At 46.9% G+C, this 25,929-nt stretch carries 21 protein-coding genes; 1 reads left to right on the top strand and 20 read right to left on the bottom strand.

The features are described from left to right. Positions 1-4 precede the first annotated feature (4 nt). A complete protein-coding gene (locus tag PAENI_RS04305; RefSeq protein WP_149644350.1) occupies positions 5-574 on the bottom strand; it encodes a TetR/AcrR family transcriptional regulator in 570 nt (189 codons plus the stop codon). 162 nt (positions 575-736) lie between these two features. Here PAENI_RS04305 and PAENI_RS04300 point away from each other — a divergent pair, with 162 nt between their 5' ends. Continuing rightward, entirely contained in the window at positions 737-1,171 is a 435-nt protein-coding gene (locus tag PAENI_RS04300) for a DUF4395 domain-containing protein (protein WP_149644349.1), read from the top strand. A 3-nt stretch (positions 1,172-1,174) separates the two neighbouring features. Here the strand turns inward: PAENI_RS04300 and PAENI_RS04295 are convergent, their stop codons facing one another. The 19 genes from PAENI_RS04295 to PAENI_RS04205 form a co-directional block, all read right to left on the bottom strand. Beyond that, entirely contained in the window at positions 1,175-1,708 is a 534-nt protein-coding gene (locus PAENI_RS04295; RefSeq protein WP_149644348.1) for a hypothetical protein, read from the bottom strand. A 64-nt stretch (positions 1,709-1,772) separates the two neighbouring features. Beyond that, entirely contained in the window at positions 1,773-2,207 is a 435-nt protein-coding gene (locus PAENI_RS04290; RefSeq protein WP_262495513.1) for an NUDIX hydrolase, read from the bottom strand. 32 nt (positions 2,208-2,239) lie between these two features. Beyond that, entirely contained in the window at positions 2,240-3,115 is an 876-nt protein-coding gene (locus PAENI_RS04285; RefSeq protein WP_149644346.1) for a serine/threonine protein kinase, read from the bottom strand. Between the two features lie 22 nt (positions 3,116-3,137). Next, positions 3,138-3,395 (bottom strand): GNAT family N-acetyltransferase, encoded by a 258-nt coding sequence (locus PAENI_RS04280; protein ID WP_149644345.1) that lies wholly within the window; start codon positions 3,393-3,395, stop codon positions 3,138-3,140. Positions 3,396-3,484: 89 nt separating this feature from the next. Then, positions 3,485-3,754: a PQ-loop domain-containing transporter gene (locus tag PAENI_RS04275; protein ID WP_076286400.1), complete on the bottom strand. Its 270-nt coding sequence runs from the start codon at positions 3,752-3,754 to the stop codon at positions 3,485-3,487. A gap of 87 nt (positions 3,755-3,841) precedes the next feature. After that, positions 3,842-4,816 carry an ROK family protein gene (locus PAENI_RS04270; protein WP_149644344.1) on the bottom strand — a complete coding sequence of 325 codons (975 nt, stop codon included), beginning with the start codon at positions 4,814-4,816 and terminating at the stop codon, positions 3,842-3,844. A 106-nt stretch (positions 4,817-4,922) separates the two neighbouring features. Beyond that, the gene (gene pdxR, locus PAENI_RS04265) at positions 4,923-6,431 is read right to left on the bottom strand and encodes a MocR-like pyridoxine biosynthesis transcription factor PdxR (protein ID WP_149644343.1); all 1,509 of its coding nucleotides are present in this window, start codon (positions 6,429-6,431) and stop codon (positions 4,923-4,925) included. 33 nt (positions 6,432-6,464) lie between these two features. Next, positions 6,465-6,776, bottom strand: a complete 312-nt coding sequence (locus PAENI_RS04260; protein WP_149644342.1) for an AzlD domain-containing protein — start codon at positions 6,774-6,776, stop codon at positions 6,465-6,467. Further along, the gene (locus tag PAENI_RS04255) at positions 6,773-7,516 is read right to left on the bottom strand and encodes an AzlC family ABC transporter permease (protein ID WP_149644341.1); all 744 of its coding nucleotides are present in this window, start codon (positions 7,514-7,516) and stop codon (positions 6,773-6,775) included. The genes PAENI_RS04260 and PAENI_RS04255 overlap by 4 nt, the downstream gene beginning before the upstream one ends. Positions 7,517-7,663: 147 nt before the next feature. Continuing rightward, a complete protein-coding gene (locus tag PAENI_RS04250; RefSeq protein WP_149644340.1) occupies positions 7,664-8,767 on the bottom strand; it encodes a PRK06851 family protein in 1,104 nt (367 codons plus the stop codon). A gap of 145 nt (positions 8,768-8,912) precedes the next feature. Continuing rightward, positions 8,913-9,566 carry a hypothetical protein gene (locus tag PAENI_RS04245; RefSeq protein WP_149644339.1) on the bottom strand — a complete coding sequence of 218 codons (654 nt, stop codon included), beginning with the start codon at positions 9,564-9,566 and terminating at the stop codon, positions 8,913-8,915. 93 nt (positions 9,567-9,659) lie between these two features. Beyond that, complete coding sequence (locus PAENI_RS04240; protein ID WP_149644584.1) at positions 9,660-12,356, bottom strand: alpha-L-rhamnosidase; 2,697 nt, start codon at positions 12,354-12,356, stop codon at positions 9,660-9,662. Between the two features lie 144 nt (positions 12,357-12,500). After that, a complete protein-coding gene (locus PAENI_RS04235; RefSeq protein WP_223178899.1) occupies positions 12,501-17,486 on the bottom strand; it encodes an FN3 associated domain-containing protein in 4,986 nt (1,661 codons plus the stop codon). An 8-nt stretch (positions 17,487-17,494) separates the two neighbouring features. Further along, a complete protein-coding gene (locus tag PAENI_RS04230; protein WP_188114467.1) occupies positions 17,495-19,759 on the bottom strand; it encodes a helix-turn-helix domain-containing protein in 2,265 nt (754 codons plus the stop codon). A gap of 114 nt (positions 19,760-19,873) precedes the next feature. Continuing rightward, the gene (locus PAENI_RS04225; protein ID WP_149644336.1) at positions 19,874-21,409 is read right to left on the bottom strand and encodes an extracellular solute-binding protein; all 1,536 of its coding nucleotides are present in this window, start codon (positions 21,407-21,409) and stop codon (positions 19,874-19,876) included. Between the two features lie 92 nt (positions 21,410-21,501). Then, entirely contained in the window at positions 21,502-22,377 is an 876-nt protein-coding gene (locus PAENI_RS04220) for a carbohydrate ABC transporter permease (protein ID WP_149644335.1), read from the bottom strand. 20 nt (positions 22,378-22,397) lie between these two features. Next, on the bottom strand, positions 22,398-23,372 hold the full coding sequence (locus PAENI_RS04215; RefSeq protein ID WP_410477449.1) for an ABC transporter permease: 975 nt from the start codon (positions 23,370-23,372) through the stop codon (positions 22,398-22,400). 18 nt (positions 23,373-23,390) lie between these two features. Then, positions 23,391-24,725, bottom strand: coding sequence for an MGH1-like glycoside hydrolase domain-containing protein (locus tag PAENI_RS04210; RefSeq protein ID WP_223178898.1), 1,335 nt, complete (start codon positions 24,723-24,725; stop codon positions 23,391-23,393). Next, on the bottom strand, positions 24,676-25,710 hold the full coding sequence (locus tag PAENI_RS04205) for an alpha/beta hydrolase family protein (protein WP_149644334.1): 1,035 nt from the start codon (positions 25,708-25,710) through the stop codon (positions 24,676-24,678). Before PAENI_RS04205 ends, PAENI_RS04210 begins: the two co-directional genes overlap by 50 nt. Between the last annotated feature and the right edge of the window lie 219 nt (positions 25,711-25,929).

Genomic DNA, 25,929 nt, shown 5'->3' with positions numbered 1-25,929 from the left:
ATCTCTAACCAAATATTGCTGGGATAATCTTCGCCGCCGCGAGAAGCGGCTGTTCATCCCGTAAAGTCAGCGTCTGAAGAAGCGCTCCTTCAAATAATGAGACTATTACTGAAGCCTTATCGGCTGCAGTGTTGCTCTCCACACCTTCTTCAAGAAGGCGTTTCTTGATCACATCCTGCAAGTCCATAAACACAGATTTACATGCAGTCCGCAGCTCCTCACTAATACAAGAGGTCTCCGCCGCTAACCAAAAACTAAATGGAACAATCCCCTCAAATGAAGATTCCACTGCATCCATAGCCATGCCTAGAATAAAATCCTCCATTGCTTCAGCTGCACTATTGCTGCTCTCCATATGACAGTTCAGTTTCTGAGCGACTGTTAGACTAGTCCGGTTAATGCATGTTAAAGCCAGCTCTTCTTTACCGTGGGGGAAGTAATAATAAAGAGATCCCTTCGGTGAATCGCTGTCTTTAATAATCTGATTTAGTCCTGTTGCATGATATCCCTGAGAAAAAAATAATTTCGAAGCGGTGTCCAGAATCGCCTCACGCGTATTCGGCTTGTTCGACAAGCTGACACTTCCTTTGCATTATAACAATTGGTCTACATAATAAAACCATATTTTTCGGAGATATGTCAACATATAAATTACTTAAATTCAAAGTAATCTACTTCCCATTCTCTTAACCCCAGCGTATACTATAATTATTCCAATGAGAAAGGTGTGAATAAAATGCAAAACGTGCCCAAAGGAATTCCACGACCATTAGTAAAGACTAATCAGGCGTTTATCGTCATTTCTGTAATATTGACATGGCTAACAGGACAGCACTGGATTCTTGCGCTGCCCTTGTTTGCCGGATTGCTCGGACTCTTATTCGGCTATAATCCCATTATTAAACTGGCTGCTAAGTTTCTGACAAAAGAACGTTCGCACTATGTACTCGAAGACTGGTCACAGCAACAGTTCAATCAAACGATTGCTGTCTTCTGTCTCACAGGTGGTCTGATCAGCTTCATCGCGGGGTGGACGATTGCTGCCTATATTTTCACAGCGCTAGTTGCAGTGGCAGCCACTGTTGCGATACTTGGTTTTTGCATCGGATGTTTTATCCATTATCAGTGGAGAATGTACAATTACAGACGTAAACAGAGCAGCACACATTAAATCTTAATCTTTCTCTTCTCCAACAACATCCCAGCGATGGCGAAATTTTAGTAGCCTTGGATGAAGTGATGAAGGTGCAGATGGCAACAATAAGCGGATCTTTACAATCCATTCTTCAAAAGAGGAGTAAGACGCAAACTGATTCGCCACCTCAGGTGTTAGATACAGAAAAATCGGCGAAGGATAGATTTCTGCAAGATGCCGAAGCGCGGAATCAAGCGGAGTATATTTCTTTCGCTTTCCCTCCAAACTCTCTATCGTGATGAAGCTAAGTCCTTGCTCCCTTTTCCATTCATGCAGCCGGTCTTCACGCTTGTAATAAGCGCTCACCGGCTCTTTGGTCATCCGTCTCACCGTTTCCTCATGCAGTGGATAGAGCACCAGCTTTGTGAAACGACGATCTGCTGCTGTTTTTGCCGCGATTTCAAGCTCTTGATCGGATATATGTTCAAAAGAATCGTAAAACACTAATGTCCCTTTACGTTGTTCAACCGGTGGCTCATAGCCGTAGGGAACATGCTGAATGTCTCTTTTCAATGAAACCCCTCCTGCTTGTTCTATTTATAAATCATATCATGTGACAATAGCAGAGCTATCATTCTTATCTTACAGTTGAAGACGAACTGTTTATGAAATCTTGTACTTTTGAAATTAGAGCTGGATAAATCAAGGGATAAGTCAAATCAGTTGGTATTTCAGTAAATCCTTTGATTTCTGCCATCTCATATGGTGGTAGCTCAGCGAATTGTTCCACATCAGCCAAATACAGCTTTCCAAAACTTCCGGGAGCATCATCAATAATAACCGTATACACAGCTATAGGGACAAGAGAAGATTGTTTGGCTCCCGTTTCCTCAAATAACTCTCTAGCAGCTGCCTCCTCCGGTGTCTCGCCAACTTCTATATGTCCTCCGGCAAACTCCCACGTCGAACGATCCTGATGTCTCGCCAAGATCCATTTTTCACCGTGCCTAACCAAAATAACAACGTACTCTAGATCAACTTCCTTTTCCTTGTCCAAATTGAATAGGTTCACCAGCAACTAATTTCCCCCACTTCCCACCCGCCTCAAACAATCCCTGCTCTATCCCAAGCTAATTTAAATTCCGCCACACTCTGATACCGCTGCTCACGCTCCAGGTTAACCGCCCGTAAAGCAATATCGTAGTGCGCTTGGCTGGCTTCCCATTTTGCAAACGACCGGTCGGAGGCTCCTCCTAAAAGAACAAATGCTGTTGCGCCCATATTGAATACATTGGTAACTTCATCAATCGGTGCACCCAAGATAAACTCTTCCGGTGACTTGAATCTCGATGAGCCCCAGAAGTTCTCTCCCAGGTCATTTACAGTTGGCTTAGCTCTATAAAAATCAATATCACAAATCCTTGTTTCATCGTTCACGAAATTATAAAGAATACTTCCATCGTAAAAATCGACAGCGACATAACCCTGCAACTCAACATGTTCATGAAATGCAAAGATTACGTCTAAGGACGCTAAACGTTTTTCAATAGATAGTTGCCTATAGCGGTAAAAAGGCGATTCCGGATGGTTCAACTTAGCTTCTCCCGCAAACAGCCAATGCGAATGTAAACATTCACCTTCAAACCATTCAAACACCGCTGCATATCCCACTCCAACTTCAAAATGTGACACCAGATAGATCAGCACTTCAGATTCTAGCTCTTTATATAACGGAATAGCTTTAATCAAATTATCAACAGCATCCGAGGGGTTCCCATCGTAAGTCAAAGGCTTTGCACCAGCAAATTTCACAAAATACTTCTGACCCTCCTTCTCCACACCAAAAGAAAGATTTCCCGAGTCCTGCTGATCGAACACTTTGAACACCCTGCCAAGTTTAGATAACCAAGCAAAATCACAAGGCTCTTGCAATTGAAAAGTTACTGCATCTATTTCGTATGTAAAATATTTTTCGCTCAAAAGTACCTCCGCATTTACTAACCTAAGTTAGCTCTATTTTCATAAAGATTCCGGCGATGATTGTTTCATGAGGACCTGTTCTTTTGACAATTTCATACGGCTTAAACCCTAATCTGGAGTATAATAACATCCCTTTAGTATTCACATTATGACAAACTAGATGTAACTCTTGAAGCTGTAAGTCCTCTTTAGCAGCAGCAAGCATGGTACGAATCAAATACTCCGCGGCTCCCTTACCTCTATAATCGGGTGAAACAATAACATTTCCTAGCCAGTACAAATCTTGTTCTTGTCATATTGCGGCATAGTCCGTAGATGCGGCTTTTCGATAACATTACGTCATTCCGTTTCCTTCCTTCTTAACTTCAATCATGATCTTGCTCGATATTTAAGCACTAGAATAATAACCAGCAACACAACACATAAGGACATCGTATTCGTAATCAAAAAAGCTAAACCTACTCCCGTAACCGCCAAACTTATCGCGTATGCTTCCATTAGACTAATCCCGAGCAGCATAAGTAAATACGACTTCAAATTTAAATCGGCTACGGATTTTGATTTAAGGATTTGAATAATTTGAGGAATCCATCCCAAAGACAGGATCACCCCACCTATTAATTGCATGATTGCAAACATATGAGCACCTCCACGGATTTTATTACTGTTGTATTCCGGGCGGCTCCATCTGGTTCCAGTTCATACTAAATTAACAATTATTTTTAGCTACTCTGCTTCTTTAAGCTTACTATATGCATAAGAGGCAGCACCAATAGTTCCGGCCCGACTTCCCAGCGAAGCTTGAACAATTTCACACTTACTTCCAGATAGCTTCAACGCATGCTGACTTACAGCTTCTCTTACAGTTTGGAGCAATTTATCGCCCGCTGCTGCCATCCCCCCACCTACAATAATTAGATCAGGGTTGAGCATATTCACTACATTCGCTAATCCAAAGCCAAGTATAGTCCCTGTCTCCTGCATGACCTCCATAGAGAGAGCGTCTCCGAGTTCGTAGGCTTCAGATATCATTAGCGCGGTAATTTGCTCTTCTTGATTATTTGTCCAGGTCTGAATCATGCTGGTTCGGCCTTCCTTCAGCTTTTCTTTAAAAGTGTTCACCATGCCAAGCGCGGAGACATATCGTCCCAAGCAGCCCGAGCTCCCACATTTACAAGGTCGTCCGTTCCTGTACATATTCATGTGCCCAATTTCACCAGCGCTATAAGACGTGCCGTAGATTACTTTCCCGTTGTTCACGATACCCGATCCTAAACCCGTTCCCAAAGTAATCAGAACTAGATTGTTGTAACCTCTGCCTGCACCTTGCTGCCATTCTCCATACAGATTAACCCTTACATCGTTATCAATGAAAATAGGGAAATCATAAAACTGCTTCATCTCGTCAACAACATGTACTTGCTCCCACCCCGGAAAATTCGGCGAGAAAAAAGAAATACCGGCTACCGGATCAAGTAATCCGGGCACTCCGATTCCCATACCTTCTACTAAATCTAACGAAATATCCGCTTCAACCGTAATCAAACGTACAGCTTCTCTAATCCGTTCCAGCACATGTAACGGGCCTTTAGCTGCCTCTGTAGTTGTAGATATTTCTTTTACAGCTATAAAATCGAAATCGTAAATTCCTGCTTTGATATTCGTTCCACCGAGATCAATTCCTATAATGTAGCGTTTCATAAGAACCTCCAGAATTAGAAATAACTTCACCTTTCATTATGGATGTCTGAAGGCTGAAACTATAGAGGGAACATACAAGTTTTATGATAAAGTTCCAACATTTCTATTACAAATGACTACTACTAACTGTCGCTTCTGCTTCGGCTAACATCAGTCTGTTCACACCCATCTTAATCTGATTCTCAGTAAGATTAGAATAGCCAAGTAGAAACACAGGTCCCTTAGGTTTACTCTCCAGAAAATAAGAAGATGCAGGATATACACGAACTCCGTAACGGAGCGCCACTTCAGCTATACGATTCTCTTCGGCATCCGACTCCAGCTCAATCAGTAAGTGCAGCCCCGCTTCCTCGCCATAATATCGCACACGACTCCCAAATTCAGTATTCAAGCTATTTACGAGACAGGCTCTACGAGAGGCATACAGCTTACCCATCTGTGTAACATGCCTTGCATAGAGACCATTCTGTATAAATTCAGCTAACGCTTCCTGATCCAAAGCAGAAGACATGCGATCTGTAATCCATTTAACAGCTAAAAAAGGTTGAAGCAAAGCCGGAGGCAACACAACATAACCTATCCGCAGAGAAGGAAATAATACTTTACTAAAGCTGCCTACATAAATGACTCGACCCTCAACATCAAGACCAGCAAGCGCGGATAATTTCGGACCCTCGTACCTATATTCACTGTCATAATCGTCTTCAATAATAAAAGCATGATTAGCTTTCGCCCAATCCAACAGCTGAACTCTTCGTTTCAAGGACAGTGTCGTCCCAAAAGGGAACTGGTGAGAAGGCGTAACATAGACTAGCTTTGGCGATTTTTTAAGATTACCTTCTTTATCGTTATCACTCTTTGTCTGGATCTCTTCCACACAGATGCCATCTTGATCTACTTTAACAGGTATGACCTCTACCCCAGCAAAAGAAAATATTTCACGCACAACGCTATGTGATGGATCTTCAACAATGACTTGATCACCTTTAAATAAGAAAATCCTCGATAAAATATCAAGAGCTTGCGTAGCTCCAGAAGTAATCACGATTTGTTCTGGAACAACGGGCATAGACCGCGTGGAACGTAATAAACGAGCAATTTCTCGGCGTAGTCCCAGTGAACCCTCCGCAGGGCCATAGCCTAAAGTATCCGGTGAAGCGCGGCGGCAAGCATTCATTAGAGCTTTCTGCCATTGATCCATAGGAAACGCATCCCAAGCAGGTACACCATGTCGAAAATCGCAAAATACCGGGTTCAAATGATCAACTTCTCTAGTAGAAGGAGGATTAAGCGTAAGGATATCAGGTCCCTTCGTTATAAAATTGTAAGGGCTCTCATAATCTTTTGTAACTTTCTCCTCCAACGTCAACTCCGCAATAAACGTTCCCGCCCCTTTTCTCATCTCCAGATACCCTTCTGCCTGTAGTAGCTCATAGGATTGAAGGACCACGCTTCTGGATACTCCAAGCTGATTGGCCAAAGTTCTAGACGGAGGCAGGGGGTCCCCCCCGCTTAAAGCTCCTGAATGGATAGCATTTCGAACTTGCTCGTAAATTTGACGGCTAAATGGTATCTGTCGTTCTTTATCGAGTGTGATCAGCAAATCATGCTTCATAAGAGGTCCTCCTCTTCTGTTCCGACTTTTGATTTAAAAATATAGGGTTAGCATTTTTACGAGTATTGCTGCGGAAACAGAGCCTAGAATCACGAAGAGCAGCGGAATTTTTCTAATTAATACCAGTATAACAGCGACAGTCCCTGATGCGATACCCACAAGATTAACATCTGGGTCTACCTGAATGATTCCAGGTACCGTTAACGCACTAAGAACCGCTATGGGCAAATACTCCAGTAGCGCTTGGACTTCGGAAGAACCATTTGTATGGTTCGTAAGCAGTAAAGGCACAAAACGAAATAAAAATGTAATAACAGCCATACCTATGATGATTAATATAGTCATACGGATACCCCCTTCTCCGCTTTCACTTGCCCTTTAATTAAGGAACCCACTGCCATGCCGATCAACATAGCTATAAGAATCGAAGAGTTTCCCAGCAAAGGGTTCAGTAGCCAAGATGATCCTGCAGCTGATATACATATAGCCATATTCCGTAAGCTACCTTTCAATTGAGGTACAACAAGTGCAATTAGTAAGGCATATAATGACGTGTTTAGCGCCGGTAAATATAAAGCTGGGATATAGGAGGCAAGGGTGATCCCCGAAGCTGTTGCTATCAGGTTAGCGACATAGGGAGGGATTTGTAGGCCTAGCAGATAAGGAAGTCCTAAGGGCTGATTCATTTTTTCATTCTCCGTTTTACGGTTTACTCCTTCTCGAGGGATCATACTAACGGCATATACCTCTTCTGTTAAACTGAAGCCAATCCAAGTTCTCGCTAGTACACTGATGTTACGATTTAACTGCCCTCCAAAGGATAAGCTGATAAACAAATATCTTAAGTTAATGATCAGAGTAAGCAGTAAAATCACTGGAGCGGCTGCTCCTGCGGCAAGCATTTTTACACCGATAAATTGACTAGCCCCCGCAAATACGAGCGCTGACAATAAGAATACTTCCAGACTTCCTAGACCTAACCCCTTACCGACCAATCCAAACGTAAAGCAAGCTGGGATAAATCCTGCAACAATTGCGATAGAATCTTTTAGCCCTGTTCTAAACATTACTTTTTGATCATTCATAAGTTTCTCTCCCTTATCGTTGTTACTAGAGAGAGCATACTTGGATACAGTTCCAGTGGAAATAACCACATTGGTGCGTATGTACCATACCAATTTCTTTTCTCACAAAAAAAGACCGCCCTCTAGAGAGCGATCTTAAATGTAGGTTTAAACCTCCAGTGGACTTTCAACAATCTCGTTGATTTCCTCTAAAATCTGCGATTTAATCTGGTCTACTCGATCAAAATTCAGGGTAGAAGTATATATTTGCTTTAATGCAACTAGGAATACTTTTGCGTCTGTAAGATGCTGTGTGGATTGCTTCATGGTGCTCGAATATCGCTCTTTAATGCCGGCTATAGCTTCGGAATATTCTTCATCTGTACCAGGTAGTATACAGCGGGAATACATATCGACGATCTCGTCGGTTGCCCGATCTGGGTAGTACTCATGTGGAGCCGTACTATCAAAAATAGCAAATCCAAGCTCACGCACAATAATCATATCAAGGCTATTAGGATCGAAGCCACAGTGGTAAATTTCAACATCGAAACCACGTTTGATGCCTTCAGCTGCTATTTTCTTCAATAGTGTAGATTTTCCAGAGCCCGCACGTCCTTTAACCAGATATCTTTTTAGTCCTGAGGTTAGATTAGGAACAAAATCCACGGCCCCCTTAGGCGTCGCCGCACCTAAAAAACGATGATCTACCCGGCTGGATTTTTCAGATTTCTGATCACCATACAAAAGCTTAATATACTCCTGTGTCAGCTCGTCGGCAGCTTGAAAATCCATTTTCGCGATATAAATTGCTTCCCATTCGTCATGAATGCGAAGAGCTTCAGCAAAGCCAGCATAAGCCAATTCATGTTCTTGTTTAATGGCTCCGACTAAATTATCGATTTCCAACTTCTGCTGGCACAACTGGAACTGATCAGCGGCCTGCTCCAAATCTACGAATACAATGGACTCTTCAGGCAGTTCAGGGTTTATTACTCGCGGAGCTGTTCCATCCACAATTCCTATATTTAATTTGGGAATAATCACACCGTCGAATGAATCGTTATCTGATGCAGTGTGGATGAACCAGATCTCATAACCTTGTTGATTCAACTGCTCTCCAATTTCTCTAATCAGTTTGGTCTGCCCCGTACCTGGGCCTCCTTTTAAAACATATAGACGCGTTAAATTTTGCAATGACGACTCATAGAGGCTGTAAAAGCCGTGAGCCGTATTCCCGCCAGCAAAGAAATTGAGGATTGTTCCGTTCATAATCGCACACCTTTCCGGGCTAATGTCATGGTTCATATTTCATCGTATTAATGTTACATGAGAAAGGTGACGCCTAAGAAACCAAAGTAATTTAATAAATCAAATAGAGTGCTGCCTTTTATTCAGGCAGCACTCTATTTGATTCTTACTTGTATTTGTTCAATATCTCATTTGCTTCCTTCTGCGTCATATTTCCTTGCTTGATTTGTTGCTCACAGTAAGGCTTTACCTTAGCTAGAAGCTCTTCCTTCGTTTCATAAGGACCAAATGAAATAACCTCACCGTTGTCTATACGAGACAACACAGTTGAACTCTCAATAGCCTGCGACCCATCCTTTGAATCAGAAGTGGTTGGCATGCTTTGCATTTCTTTTGTACTCGCATCTAAATCTACTCCACCAGCGGAACGAGAGAACCCAAGTTGTGCAATTTCATCAAAAAACTGACGAACCTTCTTCCCATTATAGGGACTGCTATCCGTCTCATCATAGATTAAACCGAATTTCTCATAAGGAACTAATACTTTTTTCATGTCTGACCTTTGCTCTTGTTCACTGATAGGTGAGTTCTTGCTACTAGTTCCTTCATAAGCATAAGATGAATCTAGATTCGGGTTTAAGCCAGTAGACTTCGCTGAACTAGTTGGAAAGACAGCCGTAGCACCAACTATTAATGTAATGGGATCGGGTAGGTAAGAGATGTTTCCATCCCCTTCCCCCCTTAGAACTGTACGTGTCCATCCGGGCTCACTTAATGAACTAGGAACTTTTTCAGTGCCCTCGTTGAATACAGGAATCATCTCATATTGATCTCTTAAATATACTAAACCACTCTTTTTTTAGTGAACTTGACATGGGGTCCAGATTAGATTCTTCCATGACCCGCAATACCGTTAGTCCCACTCAGCATCACTCGTGTGTAATTGAGAGATCCGATAGCTTCCTGAACCGAGCCTTAGTTGCAGCATCTCTTCTTGCTCTCCCGCTTCAATGACGCCCGCCGCCTCGGATACCAATTCACCGTTTACACGAACCGCTTCCAGCTTTAATCCTCTAAGTAAGGCAGTAGCGGTAGTATTCGGCGGCACCTCAAATTCATATGTTGCAAGGCCTCCACCTGTTTTATACCATTCGCTGCGAATCTTGCCGTATACCGACTGGTAGGAGGCTTTCGCATAATCAAGTCCGGAATCCGGTCGTGGACGGAAGAGAATACGCTTGTAGGCCGGCTCTGTCTCATCCATATCCAGACCGGCAACTGCTCGATACAGCCAGTCGCCAATTGAGCCGTATGCATAGTGATTGTAAGAGTTCATTCTGTCACTCCAGAACGAGCCGTCGGGCTTAATCCCATCCCAATGCTCCCATATCGTCGTTGCTCCCTGATGAATCGCGTACAACCAGGAAGGATAATCCTCCTGCTGTACCAGTCGCACGGCCAGATCATGATAGCCATGATCCGTCAAGGCATGACTTAAATAAGGCGTACCAACAAATCCAGTTGTCAAATGACCATCCTGTTCTTCCACATAATCGACAAGCGTCCTGGCCAACCTTTCTTTTACAGGCGCGTCCACTAGTCCAAAGATGAGCGGCAGCACATATGCGGTCTGAGTATGGGCAGCCAATCGCCCGCTCGGGGTGATAAATTCGTTAGCGAAAGCGCCAACAATCTGCTCATACACATGGCCATATCGCTCTGCGTCCTCCGAATATCCGAGCACCTTGGCCGCCTTAACCAACAAAGATGTGGAATAAGCGAAAAAGCACGTAGCGATCAGATCCTTGGGCGTTGCTCCGATATAGCTGCCTTCCTTGGCGTCAAGCCCCAGCCAGTCGCCGAAATGGAAGCCGTTATTCCATAAATAGGGATCTTCTCCTTCGCTTCGCACATAATCCACCCAGGCCTTCATGCTGTCATATTGCTCCTCCAGTACCTGCTTATCTCCATAACATAAGTACACTGTCCACGGACAAACCACTGCCGCATCGCCCCAGGCAGCCGAGCCATAATCCGTTTCACCCAGCACATGGGGGATGACGAACGGAACGGAACCATCTTCACGCTGATCGGCCTTAAGATCCCGCAGCCACTTCGTAAAAAAAGGGGCAACTCCAAAGTTAAAAGCAGCCGTACGGATAAATACCTGCGCGTCGCCCGTCCAGCCCAGCCGTTCATCCCTCTGGGGGCAATCCGTCGGCACATCAAGGAAATTCCCTCGTTGTCCCCAGACAATATTCGACTGCAACTGATTTAGTAGAGGATGCGAGCATTCGAATGTGCCTGTTGGCTCCATATCCGTATGAATCACATGTCCGGCAAAGGCGTCCAGACTGGGCTCGCCCGGCCAGCCCTCCAACTTAACGTAACGAAAGCCTTGGAATGAAAAATGAGGCTCGTAGCTTTCCTCTCCGCCGCCTTTACAGGTATATTGCACCGTCTGCTTGGCCGTACGCAAATTGCCGCTATATATATTACCAGCTTGGTCGAGCACCTCCACATGCTGAAGGGTAATCTGCGTTCCTGCCGGCGCTTCTACACGGAAGTGCAGGCGTCCCACCATATTTTGTCCCATATCGAGTACCGTCTCGCCGGCGGGTGTCTTCCATACCGAAACCGGTTTGATCCTCTGCGTTATCCGAACAAGCTCGCTTTCCTGCATGATTAGCTTATCCTTGGTATGTGAAACCAAAGAAACCGCTGCCCACTTGGTATCATCCAAGCCGTGGCAGCTCCAGTCGAACTGTTCCATTCGGGCATCATAGGTCTCTCCATGGTATAACTCGGACAGGCGTATAGGGCCTGTATTTGACTTCCACGAGCCATCCGTGCGGATAACCTCAGTTGTTCCATCCTCGTAATCAATGTAGAGCTGAAGCAATAGCGCCCTCGTGTCTCCGTATAGATTACGCTGTTGCTTCCAGCCCAGATAGCCTTTATACCAACCGTTGGCTAGCGATGCGCCGATCGCATTACCATTACCCTCACACAGCAGCCCAGCTACATCATAAGTCTGCACCTGCAGTCTATACTTATAGCTGGTCCATCCGGGCGTATATTCAGCATTGCCAACACGCAAGCCGTTCAGCTCCAGCTCATACAATCCAAGGCTTGTAACGTACAATCTGGCGTTGCGTACAGCTTCGCGTACAGTAAAGTCCTTGCGCATAAGAAATACCGCATCAGCGTAAGGATCAATGACGCTGGCATCAGGTGTGATCCAATCGGCTGTCCAATCATCAAGACCAAGCAGTCCCATCTCCCAGAAAGCGATCTCGCTCCAGTCTGATTCATGTCCCTCCTGATCCCATACCTTCACTCTATAATAATAGCGACTTCTGGCCTTAAGCGGCTCTCCTTCATAAGCAATGAGAACCGAACGATCGGATTCCAGCTTCTGCGTATCCCAGATAAGCAGTGTGGTCTCGCTAAAGTCAGCGCGGTCTGCCGCCTGAATCCGGTAAGCGCTCTGAAGCGCATGCCTGCTGTCAGAGCTAAGCAGCCAGCTGAATCGCGGCTTACGTGTATCCAGTCCAATTGGGTTATCCCGGTACTCGCATCTTACATAGACAATTTGAAGTCCTGTCATCACAGTAATCCCTCCTTCGGCAGTCTAATGGTGCTCGCCGAAGCAAGCACCATTACATTAAGTTAGTAAGTCGGAAACAATAGAACACTAATGGGTCATTCTTGTCACTTTAGACAGCGGACAGGACAGCTTTTATAGCATAAGCTAGGGAGCGAGTACAACCGAGCTAAGATTGACATCTGTTTCTCCCGTATCCCCGATCTGGAGATGAATTTCGGCAAAGCCGCTTCCGGATCTTACGGCATATGAGCTTACCACCGCATCTGCATCATTGTTGCTCAGCAGCACATTTCCAAGACTCGTAATCCCCTGTACGAAGATCGTGTAAGACCCGGGAGACGAGAACTCGGCTCGTAGCTGAATGGATTCTGACGAGGTGCTTAAGACCTCGATATCGGATGCTGCGCTAATCCGAATCTCCTTAGTGCCAATTGGAACGGTTTGCGTAATCGGATTCGTTTGCGAACTAAGCAGTACGCCCAGCAGCTCAGCTCCTTGATAATTGGGATACAGGTAATCCGATGTTTCCCACTTCAGCAAGCTTGCCGCATCGTACAAATGAGTAGGATACAGGCTGTCGGCAGCGGTTGTCTGTCTGGAGCCGCTGACAGACAAGCCCAAGCTGATCGTCCGATAATCCGTCCCGCCTCCCAGCAAATAGGCGTCCCATAGCCCGTCACGCTCCATCGCCTCATACAGCTCCATCAGAGCGATCCCGAAATCATGTCCGGACCATTGAACGGGACGGCCGAACCAGGTTCCCGGCAACGGCTTTCCATCGCTGCGGTAAGTCGATTGGCCAAATGCAGCAATTGCGCCGTAGCGCATAAACGTATGACTGCCGAACGAACCGCCCAGTCCATTCGTCTTATCGATTCCGTAGCTGCCATCATCCCACAGATAGATAAATGGCATGCCTCTTCCAGCCCAAATCCGGGCTTGCTCGATATAATCCGGATCCTCCGTAATCGCATAGGCTTCTACATTAGCACGAACGGCCACGGCTGCTGTTTCCAGCTCAGGGATCATATTTCTCAGCTCCCAGGACTGCGAGCCTCGCGGCAGGGCAAAATTTTCATTCATGTAATCCAATCCTGGAAGACCGTAGGTCAAGGCCGATTCATTTCCCGTAATTCGCGCGTGCCGGAGCATTCTGAATAGAATTTCCGCATTGGAGCCCGCCGTTACGTCGGTTAGCTCGCCCATGTGAACGCTGGTCGGGAAGCCTTTGCGTGTGATATACGTTTGATAATCCCAATACACGCCCTCAGACACATTGGAGGGGTTCACTTTCTGGGCCGAGCTAATGGCAGAATCCACATTGAGTGATTTCAAGGCTTCCATCGTTTGACCCGCAATCCCTTCCAGATAGAACGGCAGAATATATCCATAAGTGGAGTAATTACCTCCCACCGATAACATCGCAGAATCCACACGTGTCTCGGCAAGATCACGGAAGGTTTGGCTGCCATAACGTCCTAAGACGGCATAAGGCATAACAAAGGCAGAAGTAATGGTTGGCGTAGCAGGCGGACCGATCCGGTTCATCCATTTATTCTCCGACGGATTCCATAAATTCTCGAAACTGGTCAAGATCGCTTCACTTTCCTGCTCCATAGTTCCATGCGCATAATCAAGCGGCTCAGGGAGGCCATATTCCTTCATCCAATCCTGAACAACAGACGAGAGCTCTGTGCTTTCCTTAATAAAGATACGAGACTGCAGAGTGATTTCTTCATTCGCTCCAAGCACATAAGGCTGCCGGACCGGATTTTCATTGTTCGAATTGGCAGTAAATCGATTATAGAAATCTGGAATACCAGTGGCGAAGGTTGCGTTCTCATTGATTCCGTTAAGTATCGACGGTATAAACAAGCTCAGCTTCGTAGAAACGGTATCCTCCCCTCGCTCCAGACGGTTGGGAAGGCCAAAAAACGCTGAAGGCTGATCATGAACACCATCCCACTTCTGGCGGGCATCCCACATCAAGCCAAATAACAAATTTTCCTTGCGTACCGCCATTAAGGGAACCGTAATTTTACGTGGATTAGGTACATAACGATAAGCGTCTACGGAATCAATAACCGCATCCGTATTGGACGATCGATTGTTGAGCTCCATCGCATCCAGCCATTCCAGCCCGGGAAATAACGCCTCATGGATATAATCTCCTGCCACATCGTCTGCAGACTGGATTACCTTGTGCTGTTCATCAAGCGATGGAATTCCTGCCTCTCCCAGCAGCAAGGTAGGTCCGACTATAGCCGCGATATCGCGTGACGCATCGGCATGCATCGCGTGCTCAAGCGCGAATTGTCCACCGTCGTCCATCTCGATGCTCAGCTGTCCTGTCCAATCGGCTCCCTGCGTATCCGTGAATCCAATCTGGAAATCGAAGGGGCTGGCCACCGCTGGTGCCACTGCATACAGTTCCTGAACGTTGATTTGACCGTCATTTGCTATTTGCTGCACACTTCCCAGTGACGGCATAACAGCCATCCGACTCCAGCTGCCATTACGCAGCGCCTCCAGCCAAGCAAAGCCGTAGCCGTTAAGTCCCGTGCTTTGTGGCGACGGAAATACCAGACGCCGGCTGCCATTTCCGATAATGACATCATCGGCCTGATCACTGACTGGCAGCGAAGCCTTCACGCTGAATATACGCGATAATCCTCTTGTAGTCGGGATACCCGATCCCGAGACAGTCAGCGATATTCCACCCGCTCCCGTCCCCGTTATCTCAGCCTCATAGGTCAGAGTTGCCGATTGACCGGATAACAAGCCGGACTGACTCCAATCGTCCACTGGCGTAACCTCAATAAAATCAGGAACAGACAAATTCACGGACATCGAATCGATGTCTTCCCCTATATTCTCCAATACCGCTTTTATTTCGAAGGTATCACCCGGTGATAAGATCTCCTTAGACGATGTTTCGAACTTCGTCAGCCTGACCTCAGCAGGCAAATCCTGTTTGCGCAGCATCTCAATATCCTTCACTACGATTTCAATTCCATCCTTCATGCTCGGATACGTGGCCATCGGGTCTATCCTCAGCTTTGTAATGCTGCCCGTCCAGCCCGGATTTTGTCCCATATCGATAATATATCGCTGGAAGGACGGAATTTCTGAGGCTGTATTGCGAAAGGTCACCTTCCTGTATTCACTGAGCTTGTTCGTATCCGTACTTACATCCGTGCCGAAATAGACGGCGGCATTCGCCGTATGGTTCACCTTCATCCAGACGCTTAAGTACCGGTATTCGGCAGGAACCTTAAGCAGTCCCGCATCATGAAAATCCAGATAGAAATTAGGATTGGAGGTTGTTGCCTGAATCGCGTTAGGTGTTGTAAACAGATGCACGCCCTCCGTATCTCGGAATACGTTATCCGTCACAATATGATTGGCCCAAACTCCCTTATCCGCATTCACATCCCAACCGAGCATATTCGTCCATGGGGCCGAAGCTTTTCCATATTCCTCATCCTGCTCTTGAGCGTAAACAAACGAGCTGCTGACGAAATTCCACGAGGTAATTAGTTCGCTATTCAGCGTCACCTTAGTGTAGATGGTCGAGGTGACTGCTCCGGCAAGCCCATCCCTTACTGCAATCGCCTGCACATGAGACGTTTCCGTTACCGTAAGTGAAGCCGACGAGGCGCGTACCATCGTACCATTGGTTGCTGTATCCGTAGCCGCTTCATAGAGCGGACTCGAGCCGTCTCTTGTGTAAATAATTGCATCGGCATGCTCCGAGCTTATATTCACCTGCTGCATATTATGAAATACGGCTGAGCCGGTCAGCAGCACCGGATTTACGCTGGCTACATACGTTTCCTCAGCGCTTCTCTTGATCTCTCCATCTAGAATCGCTACCGCTTTGAATGTCAGCGTATGATCGATGACAATCGAATCGCTGAAAATGTAGTCCCCAATGATCTCCGTTCCATGCGTGAGCGTTGGCTCGGAGCCGTCCAGCGTGTAATGGATACTGTCGGCGCCGATGACGGATACATCGATTTGTTTCGTGGCCCCGAGGAAGGTTTCCCCAGCAGATATAGTCAATTGCGTTTGCAGAGGCTGGCCGATTTGAACTGTTTTGCTCTTATATACGGACATATCCGTATCCACATTCGTCCGGTCACTGGTATAAACCGGGATTAGCTCCACGTTATATTCCTTGCCGGCTGTCAAATCGCCTACATACAGATACTGACCTCTTTCGCCCGTGTAGGAGAGCTGTTGAATGGGCGCTTCATCCGTCAAATTCTGATAGCGAACCACAAATTTGGTAACGCTTTCATTTAGCGGCGGAATATAGATATACATACCTGCCGTATCCCCTGCCAAGGCAAAATCATCCCGCTCTTCCTCAGGCTTCAGCTTATTAAACAAATAGTTGTCCAGCTTAATGCCCGTATTGGCATTGCCGAATAAACCTACAAAGCCCTGACCTACTGGAGAAGTACGCAGCACATCGACTACAGGCGTTGCATGGTTGTTCATAAACGCCCGTACCCGGTTACCGTCAGCTACCAGCTTGACGCGGTACGTTTCCCAAGGCATGACTTCTCGATTCATTCCCGGAACACCGTAATCCTTGAGGCTGCGATATTTGCCCATATCGGTATTGGCTATGGAGGTGCCGCCTTCGAAGAAGTTCATTTTGCCGTCATACGTAAAATGTGTTTTCAACTGGGCATCCCAGCCATCGTTCCAAGCATTCTTCTGAAACTGGATGCCGACCTGCTTGCCCACCTCCCGGTGTGTCATGGTCATATCGAAGGAAACCTCGAAGTTATCATATTTGTCTACGGGTACACTGGAGAAACCATAATCGAACACCCCTACAGTAGAGCCCGTTAACAAACCCATCACCAGCTGTCCATCATTTAACGAAATATGACTCAAATCGCCGGAGAATTTGAATGCATTGCTAGTTCCATCATGATAAGTTCCGCTTGTTAACGATCCCGCTTCAAAATCAAGCAAATACGTGGAGCCTTCGCGGATAACAGCCAGGTTAGTAGCGGGAGCGGGAGCGGCCTCGGCCTTCTGAGGGACAGGAATCAGAACCATAGGGACCAGCAGCATAACCGCTAACAGGGATAAGCCTAATTTTTTCAACAACAATGTCTTCACTCCCTTAAGAGATGTTGTTCACGATATTGTCCTGGAGTCATGCCCTCCTGCTTACGGAAGTACCGGATAAAATTTTGCGAATTATTGTAGCGCAGCCGCTCAGCAATCTCTGCAATTTTTAATTCGGTATCGACAAGCAGTTCCTTCGCCTTCTGTAAGCGAAAGCTTGATAAATAATCACTGAAATTGACGCCGGTCTCTTTGCGAAATACGCCCCGGATGTAATCCGGATGGTAGCTCAAACGGGCAGCGCATACATCCAGCGTTAGGTCCGTCTCCGCCTCATGGTGAATCATGTCGACCATCTGATCCGAGATCCGCATGTATTGCGTTTTCCTTTTATGCTCAAACAGCTCCATCATCGGATACATAAGCGTCTCGCGGAACCATTGATTAATTTCCTTAATCGTCCTTAGCCTGTACAGCTGATCGATTAATGATTTCTCCCCATCGTATAGAGAGGCAAGCGGTTCGCCAAGGTTCTGCGCCATACGGACCAATTCAAGTAGGAAGGCGGTTAACGGCACAAAATACTCGCGGTGATTCACCTTCTCCTGGAATATTTCCTGTAAATACTGTTCAAGCAGTTGCTCGGCCCGAGCAATATCGGACAGCTTCACCGCATCCAGCAGCTCCTGCTCAATTCGTCCCTGAACAAGGGAGAGAATCGTGCCTTCCGGTTCGACATCTTCAATATAAATAACAGAGCCTAACCCCGTCCTGATGGTATACTTCAAAGCCTCTGTCGCATCCTGATACGCCATTCTTGCATCCTCAAGCGCCGGATATAACCGGCTGATGCCTATACTGACCTCAAGCTCCAGAAACTGACTTACCTTCTGCCGAATCTCAGCGGCTAGTTCATTCACTCTCCTCTTCCAGCCCTCCTCATGCTCCCCTCTGCATTCAAGCAATGTGACTTGTGTCCGGTGCATAACTGTCGGCTTCAGACGCTCCGAGGCGGGCACAATTTCATCCACGATATTGTTAATAGCGAACAGAAGCAGATCCTCATCCACTTCCTTATAGCGGGTTTCCTTCAGCGCATCGACCTGAACAGCCATCACGCAGATCGGACCCCACTCTCGCTTATAAGCAAATCCGGATACCTTCTCCTGAATTTCCTGTACCCGAACTTCGCCTTGAAACAGCTTGATCATGAACAGCTCCTCGACCTGCCGTCTCTGGCCTTCGATAATGCACGTTAACCAATGCTTCGTATCCAGCATTTCATTCACCTGACGGCCAATGAAGCGCAGCTCATCCGCATCTGCTGACTTCCCATGCTCCGGCTCGGCCTGCAAAGAGCGGTAGATCATTTGAATCGGGCTGTACATCCGTCTGACCCCCAGCCAGGACAGCAGCAGCATAACAGCGAGAATAAGCAGACAAGCAGTAATCGTATACCATTCAATGGCTTTCGAATCCTTCGTAATCAGCTCCACGGAGGAAACGGATAGATACTCCCAGCCATTATAAGGCGATTTACGGAACGTGACACCCTTATCTCCATTTGCTGAAGTGGTGTAGGTCCCCACCGTTGCAGCATCGCTGCGAATCTGAAACAATTCCGCTCTGCTGCTAAAATCCTTGCCAATTTGCGAACGATCGCTATGCGCCAGCACCAAGCCATTCTCATCCAAAATCATAACGTCCCCAAGCTCTTGGTTATTAGCTAGCAACTTGTTAATCTCCTTGCTCTTGAACTTCACTATGATTAAGCCCGATGGCGTAGCGGAATGAAGCGGAAGCTTCTTGACCAGATGCACCTCCTCACCCGTAGTACCAGCGTGCGTCCAGAAGCTAGTTTTGGCCGACGCGGCATAATTACTTACCATGTCCGCTTGATCAAAACTTTCTAGACGAAACACCTCGGATGAATTATCGATCGCCCAGCCACGTTTCAGACTGACCAGCAGAATATCCGAAATACCCAGATCAAAGCCTTGAAGCTGGTGAAGCCCTTGCAGCAAGCTGTTCACCGTTTCAAATTGATTGGGGGTCAAAGACATATTTAAGGATGAATTCACTAGAGAAGAGCTGATGAATTGGATCGCTGATTTATCCGTCGTCTTCAGAATCTGCTCCACCCTCTGCTGGGTTTGCTCCAGATTCAACATATTGCCCTTGGCCACCTTATCCTGAATAATCTCGGAGGATTTCTGGTAGGATAAAACCCCCAAGACAAGAACGGGAAGTGTTCCCAGAAGCACGCTGAACAAAAACAACCTTATTAAAAACTTGGGTGGACGAATTCTCATGATCGGACTTACCTCCAAAGGATGCGAAATGAGAGAGGAATCCATTCCCCCCAAGGGAAAACGAATTCCTCTACTCTATTATATCCGAGCATACGTTTTACGAATAGCGGCTGCCTATTTTTTCAGTTGCAAGTATTGAGCGGTGTATTCCTCGATAACCTTGTCGCCACCGCTCTTCTTCCATTGCTCCAAAGCCGCATTCCAGCCTGCCTCGTCAATATCGCCCATAATAAACTTCACTCTTGCATCCTGAATAATTTTCGTAATCTCTGAGCCCTTCTCGGCAAGTGTAGGCGATTGGAACGATTCTGCCGGATTCGCTACAGCTATATCGGCATTGTCTTTGAACATTTGCTTGTACTTGCTCACGATCGGGGCATTCTCTCCGGCATCCGCCAGGCTGCCATCATCGAAGCGTATTTGATAGATTGAATTGATGTCGGTCTCATAGGCTTTTCCGTCTGTACGTGCCGGTTTACCGTTCTCCACCTTGTAATGTTTGCCTTCAATTCCCCACTCGAATAAATTTTGCATATCCTTATCCGCCAGCTTATCCATAAAGCCCAGTATTTGCTTCAGCTCGTCCTCTGTCTTCACGCTGGTCTTCGGGAACATAAAGGTACCCACATAACCGCCATTAAACAGCATCAGTCGCTCGCCCTTTGGTCCATTAATGCGGCTGACTACATCAAGTACAGCATTAGGATTAGCCTTGGCCAAGTCGTTAAATCCTGCATTCACATCATCCAAGGTACTAATAATTAGGCCTGCTTTGCCTTGATTGATAGCTTCCTGACGTTTTGTTCCCGGTACGACAGCGAAATCCTGGTTGATCAGCTTCTCATCATATAATCTTTTGTACAGCTTAAGCGCTTTCATATATTCCTCAGTTAAAAAATCGGGAACGACCTTGTCATTTTCGATTCCGAACAGATTTGGTCCGCCATACCAGCCCAGAATCGTCTGAAAACCGTTGAGTCCTCTGCCCTCATACATGCCGAACGTATCCGCCTTGCCATTCTTGTCGGGGTCCATTGTGCTGAATGCCTTGATCACATTATAGAACTCATCAATCGTCTTCGGCTCCGCCAGCCCAACCGCATCAAGCCAATCCTTTCGCAAAATAATCCCTTCACGCGCCAGAGGCCGGCTGCGGAAAATACCGTATACCTTGCCTTCAACTGAAATGTTGCTAAGCACCGTCGGATTAAGCTTGCTCAGATTCGGATAATCCTTCAGATACGGGCCAACTTCCCAGAATAATCCGGACTGTACCGCATTAATAATGCCTTGTCCTTTATTGCTGGCAATCATCATAATCTGAGGAAGTTCGCCGGCGGCAATCGTCGCATTGATCTTATCGTTGTAGGCCGAGTTAGGCACCCAGGTAATATCCAGCTCAGTTCCTGTATACTGCTCGATCATTTTCACCGCTTCATTGTCCGCTTTCGGCGGCTCAGCAGAATAGTACATATTCATCATCGACAGCTTTAGCGGCTCGCTTGGTTTGGACGTTTCTTGATTTGCCGTAGGTGAGCTGTTCACCCCATTCTCCGCCCCTTGACCGCAGCCTGCCAGCAGACCTGCCACAATCAGCAATGCCCCTGAGATCCTCAATCCCTTGCGTCGTTGTCCGTTAGATCCCTTCATTGTGATCCTCCCTTTTCTTCCTTATATTTTATATTAAAAGATTATGCGCTTACCGTCACTCTGAAAGAATGAAGCAGAGTGAACATTCAGCGCTATCCTTTAACCGAACCCAAGAGTACACCCTTCGCAAAATGCTTCTGCAAAAACGGATACACAATTAAAATTGGCAGCGTCGATACCGTAATAACGGCCATCTTGATCGACTGTGGCGGAATGGTGAAGGAATCACTCACCTGACTGGAATCGCCGATCCCGCCTTCGGACATAATTACGACTTGTCTGAGAATTACCTGAATCGGCCATTTGGCTGTATCGTTGATATACAGAATCGCGGAAAAAAACGAGTTCCAATGGCCCACTGCGTAAAACAAGGAAAAGGTCGCAATCGCCGGAAGCGATAAGGGCAATACGATCTTGATCAGAATGAACAGATCATTGCAGCCGTCGATTTTCGCCGACTCCTCAATACCTTCCGGCATTTGCTGAAAGAAATTTTTTAATATAATCAGATTGAATGCGCTGATCGCTCCCGGCAGTAATAAAGACCAGAGCGAGTCTATCAAGCCCAGCGACTTGACGACCAGAAAGGTAGGAATCATACCTCCGCTGAACAGCATCGAGAAGATAACCATCAGCATGACCGACCTGCGCCCCAGCAATTCCCTGCGAGAAAGCGGATAGGCCATTAAAGCGGTAAATAAAATATTGATGAAGGTGCCTGCCAGCGTAATGTAAATGGTGTTCAGCAAGCTTCGGACGATGGTGTCGGTGGAGAAAATGTAGGTATAGGCCTCCACTGAAAACTTTGTAGGGATTAATACCATGCCCTGCTTGGCAAATTGCTCCGGCGATGCGAACGAGCCAAGCACGATGTACAGAAATGGCAGTACGGTTACGGCTGCGATTAGAAACAGCAGAGTCAGATTAAAGCCATCAAATAACCGTCCACCCCATGATCGGTCTCTCATTTCAATTCCTCCCTTTCTACTTAATAAATGCCCTCTTCCCCAGCCTTTTTGGCTAACGCATTGGTACCCAACACCAGCACTAGCCCAATCACGGATTTAAACAATCCAACAGCCGTACTGTAGCTGAATTGAGACTGGTTAATCCCTACCGAATATACATAGGTGTCGAAGACCTCGCCCACCTCGCGGTTCATCGCGTTCAGCATCAGAATAATCTGCTCAAAGCCTGTATCCATAAAATGACCCAGCCGCAGGATAAACAAAATAATAATCGTGCTGCGTATGGCAGGAAGCGTAATATGCCACAGTTGGCGCCAGCGCCCCGCACCATCGATTTTGGACGCCTCATACAGACCTGGATCTACGCCTGCGAGCGCAGCTAAGAAAATAATCGTCCCCCAGCCCGTTTCTTTCCAGATTACTTCGCTCATGATCATGGTTCGAAACCAATCGGCGCTAATGAGAAAGTTAACTCGTTCTCCGCCTATATTCACGATCATCTCATTCACGATCCCGCCCTCAACCGTAAAGAGCATGTAGAAGATCCCCACCACTACGACCCACGAGAAGAAATGCGGGATATAGACCATCGTTTGGATAAATCGTTTCATGGACTCCTTGCGCACCTCATTGAGCATTAGGGAAACGACGATGGGCAGCGGAAAAAAGAAAAACAGATTGTAAAGTGCGAGTATAACCGTATTTCTAAACAGCATCCAGAAGGTCGGCTCGCCAAAAAAACGGGTGAAATGCTTGAGCCCTACCCAATCACTTTGCCAGAAACCCAGAAAAGGCTGGTAATTCTTAAAGGCGATCAATACGCCCCACATCGGCAAATACTTGAATAGAACGAAATAAACAATGCCTGGCAGCAGCATAAAATACAGCCACCTGTCACGTATGATAATTTTGCCGATCCGGTTCTTCTTGTTCGGCTGTGGTCGGGAACCTATGCTGGCGCCGACCGTCTTGAATGATTTTTCCCTCATCTCCATATAAGTGCCTCCTGTTCGTTAACATTCATGGATGAATGGCCTTCCTTCCAGCCATGCAATCATGTTCAATACGAGATAGTTCCAATTCTGAAAGCCCTTGTTCAGAATTGGTTCTCCATTATCCGGCTGGTAATATTCATGCATCCCGCCAAAGCGCTCGATGTCTCTGCCGAATAATGTGATGGTCTTCTCGGCTAATTCTCTGGCGTCCTGTTCGAAGCCGTATTGAACCAGCCCGCGGAAGGTCAGGTAGTTGGAGATTCCCCAGATCGGCCCCAGCCAGTTGGACGGGTTCCGTGAAGCGCGGGCGTTATACATTTTCTCCAGCTTCGACAGCGTCCTGACCCCATAAGCGGCGTGAAAGGTGCGCTCATCGCGATAGTTTTCGGCAACGACCCGTTCCGCCTGTTCGGGCGTGGCTACCCCTGCCCATAAGGCCATGAAACCCGACCATACGCCGATCCGTTGGATTAGGCAGTCCCAATCTCGCGGTTGCCCACTGTGCAGGCCATTCATGTTATCCTTGGGCAGCAAAAGCACATCGACATTATAGAAGAAACCGTCCTTCTCATCCCAGCAGTGCTCCGCAATCGCCGCCTTAAGCTCCCACACATCCTTGTCGTAATCAGCCGCCGCTTCATTCAGCGAGAGAGCTCCGCATAAATAACTCAGCGCTTCAAGCTCCTTCACCATTAAGCAGTTCAAGTAGATGGAAGCCGAGCTTCGTGCAGGACGGAAATACGTACATGGATCATTGTCCACTCCTATGGCATGATCATTCTGCCATAGGTACAATCCTGTACTGTGCCGGTGATGATTGCGGTAATTATTCACGAATCGCTGTAGAGGGTACAACCCCTCCCTCAGCCATTCCGCATCCCCGCCCGCTTGCTTGACAAGCAGGGCTGCATGCTGTGCCAGCACCGGCTTATGCATATTGGAGGAATAAATATCAGCTGGCTTGAGATCGCCGACATGATCGGTCCGCTGGACCGCAATCGGAATCCAGCCTTCCTTGCTGCACCATGATAAGTAATTCAGAATACAGCCCTTCTCATACTCCGCAGCATCCTCCGTCAGTACGGAGTCATCCAATTCCAGCAGGATTTGCTTTAGGGCCACATTGCTAAGCCAGCTATCCCAGTCCCACAGAATATCCGCATACTGCTTACTTCCCGGTGTCAGGAACGGATACATGAAGGCGCCTCCTGATTCACGGAACATTTCCTTATAGTCCTTCGTAATATGTGCCCGGATTAATTCTGAATAATGCTTGATTGACATGCTGCGCTCCTCCATTTGTTTAACGATTTCTGATGTGGCGAACAATCGTATAACCTTCAACTTGTTCACCTGTCACTTTGAATTCATTTTGCTCCAAATCATAGGTCACCTGGGCCACCTTATCCAGGGAATCCAGAATGACGGAAAACTCCTTCGTGATCAAATAACCAGCGACCTTAAATACGCCTGAACCTGATATTTCGATAGGCACTTTGTACTTCCGGCGATTTTGCTCGCTCAGCTCTCTCATCTGCCGCATCTGTTCCTCCTTCGCATTTCCCCAATGCTCCCTCGTTCCTACCCCCTCCAGCTCCAGATAGCTGACACGCTCCTGCATCCCAAGCTCCTGAACACGTTCCATATATATCCGTGCATGCTGGGCAGGGACACGGATATCCGTCTCTCCGTGAGCGATGAACAAGGGGGTCAGCACATTGTCCAACAACGCCAAGCCGCTTCGCGATTGATAAGCCTCCGCGTTCGTCTGTGGAGGAAAGCCGATCCACACATCCAATTCATCGCGAAATTCACCAAGCTCATCCTGCTCATACCACAGCGTATAATCGGTAATGCCGCACATCGCTGTCGCTGCGGCAAAAAAATCTGGAAACTTCCCGATAATTGCGTACGCATTTCCTCCGCCGCCACTCCCCCCTTCGAAATAGACAACTTCGGGATCGATGATGCACTCGGTGTAATGCTTGCGTACATAATTAACGGCATCGATCACATCGAGCAACTCCCAGCCGTTGCAGTCCGGCTTGCCTTCAGAGAATGCGCGTCCCCGCATATCCACCTCAATGATTAAATAATCGCCATCCTCATGAGGGGTATCCATATAGGTAAAGGCAGGAATGCTCATATGCCAGCCATGGGTCGTTACACATATATGGGAGGGCTTTCGCGGCTTCAGTATTCTCATCGCGAGGCTCAGCTCCGGGTGAATCGAAGAATTATAATAGATGAGATCGCAATAAGGTGAGTATTGGTTAACGCGTTGTTCTCCATCTCTCTTCTGCGCTCTGATCCGATCCTCGTACTTCTCAAAAGTCATGCAGCATATCCTCCTATGTGGTCGCTTGGTAACCCGAGCTTACCGGGGACCGCGCAGTGCCGTCTACAATCATTACCGAGCAACATACCTCCATTAAGCCAAATAATCTTTAGCGAGTGAGTGGATAATCATTAGCGTGTGACTGATCTGAGAACATGCAAAGAGCCCTCCTACAAATACAGGAGGGTTCCACGTTGATAAAAGTGCCTAGAAACTTCA

It is taken from the genome of Paenibacillus sp. B2(2019) (genome assembly GCF_008370385.1).
GTDB lineage: Bacteria > Bacillota > Bacilli > Paenibacillales > Paenibacillaceae > Paenibacillus_AQ.
The sequence above is the reverse complement of the archived record's forward strand: the minus strand, read 5'-3'. Positions and strand labels throughout refer to the sequence as shown.

Bases quoted from the DNA above. Each gene is read 5' to 3' on its own strand.
- PAENI_RS04270 (WP_149644344.1), bottom strand. From the start codon at position 4,816: ATGAAACGCTACATTATAGGAATTGATCTCGGTGGAACGAATATCAAA.
- PAENI_RS04275 (WP_076286400.1), bottom strand. From the start codon at position 3,754: ATGTTTGCAATCATGCAATTAATAGGTGGGGTGATCCTGTCTTTGGGA.
- PAENI_RS04245 (WP_149644339.1), bottom strand. From the start codon at position 9,566: ATGATTCCTGTATTCAACGAGGGCACTGAAAAAGTTCCTAGTTCATTA.
- PAENI_RS04250 (WP_149644340.1), bottom strand. From the start codon at position 8,767: ATGAACGGAACAATCCTCAATTTCTTTGCTGGCGGGAATACGGCTCAC.
- PAENI_RS04240 (WP_149644584.1), bottom strand. From the start codon at position 12,356: ATGACAGGACTTCAAATTGTCTATGTAAGATGCGAGTACCGGGATAAC.
- PAENI_RS04205 (WP_149644334.1), bottom strand. From the start codon at position 25,710: ATGACTTTTGAGAAGTACGAGGATCGGATCAGAGCGCAGAAGAGAGAT.
- PAENI_RS04260 (WP_149644342.1), bottom strand. From the start codon at position 6,776: ATGACTATATTAATCATCATAGGTATGGCTGTTATTACATTTTTATTT.
- PAENI_RS04225 (WP_149644336.1), bottom strand. From the start codon at position 21,409: ATGAAGGGATCTAACGGACAACGACGCAAGGGATTGAGGATCTCAGGG.
- pdxR (WP_149644343.1), bottom strand. From the start codon at position 6,431: ATGAAGCATGATTTGCTGATCACACTCGATAAAGAACGACAGATACCA.
- PAENI_RS04220 (WP_149644335.1), bottom strand. From the start codon at position 22,377: ATGAGAGACCGATCATGGGGTGGACGGTTATTTGATGGCTTTAATCTG.
- PAENI_RS04215 (WP_410477449.1), bottom strand. From the start codon at position 23,372: ATGGAGATGAGGGAAAAATCATTCAAGACGGTCGGCGCCAGCATAGGT.
- PAENI_RS04300 (WP_149644349.1), top strand. From the start codon at position 737: ATGCAAAACGTGCCCAAAGGAATTCCACGACCATTAGTAAAGACTAAT.
- PAENI_RS04255 (WP_149644341.1), bottom strand. From the start codon at position 7,516: ATGAATGATCAAAAAGTAATGTTTAGAACAGGGCTAAAAGATTCTATC.
- PAENI_RS04230 (WP_188114467.1), bottom strand. From the start codon at position 19,759: ATGAGAATTCGTCCACCCAAGTTTTTAATAAGGTTGTTTTTGTTCAGC.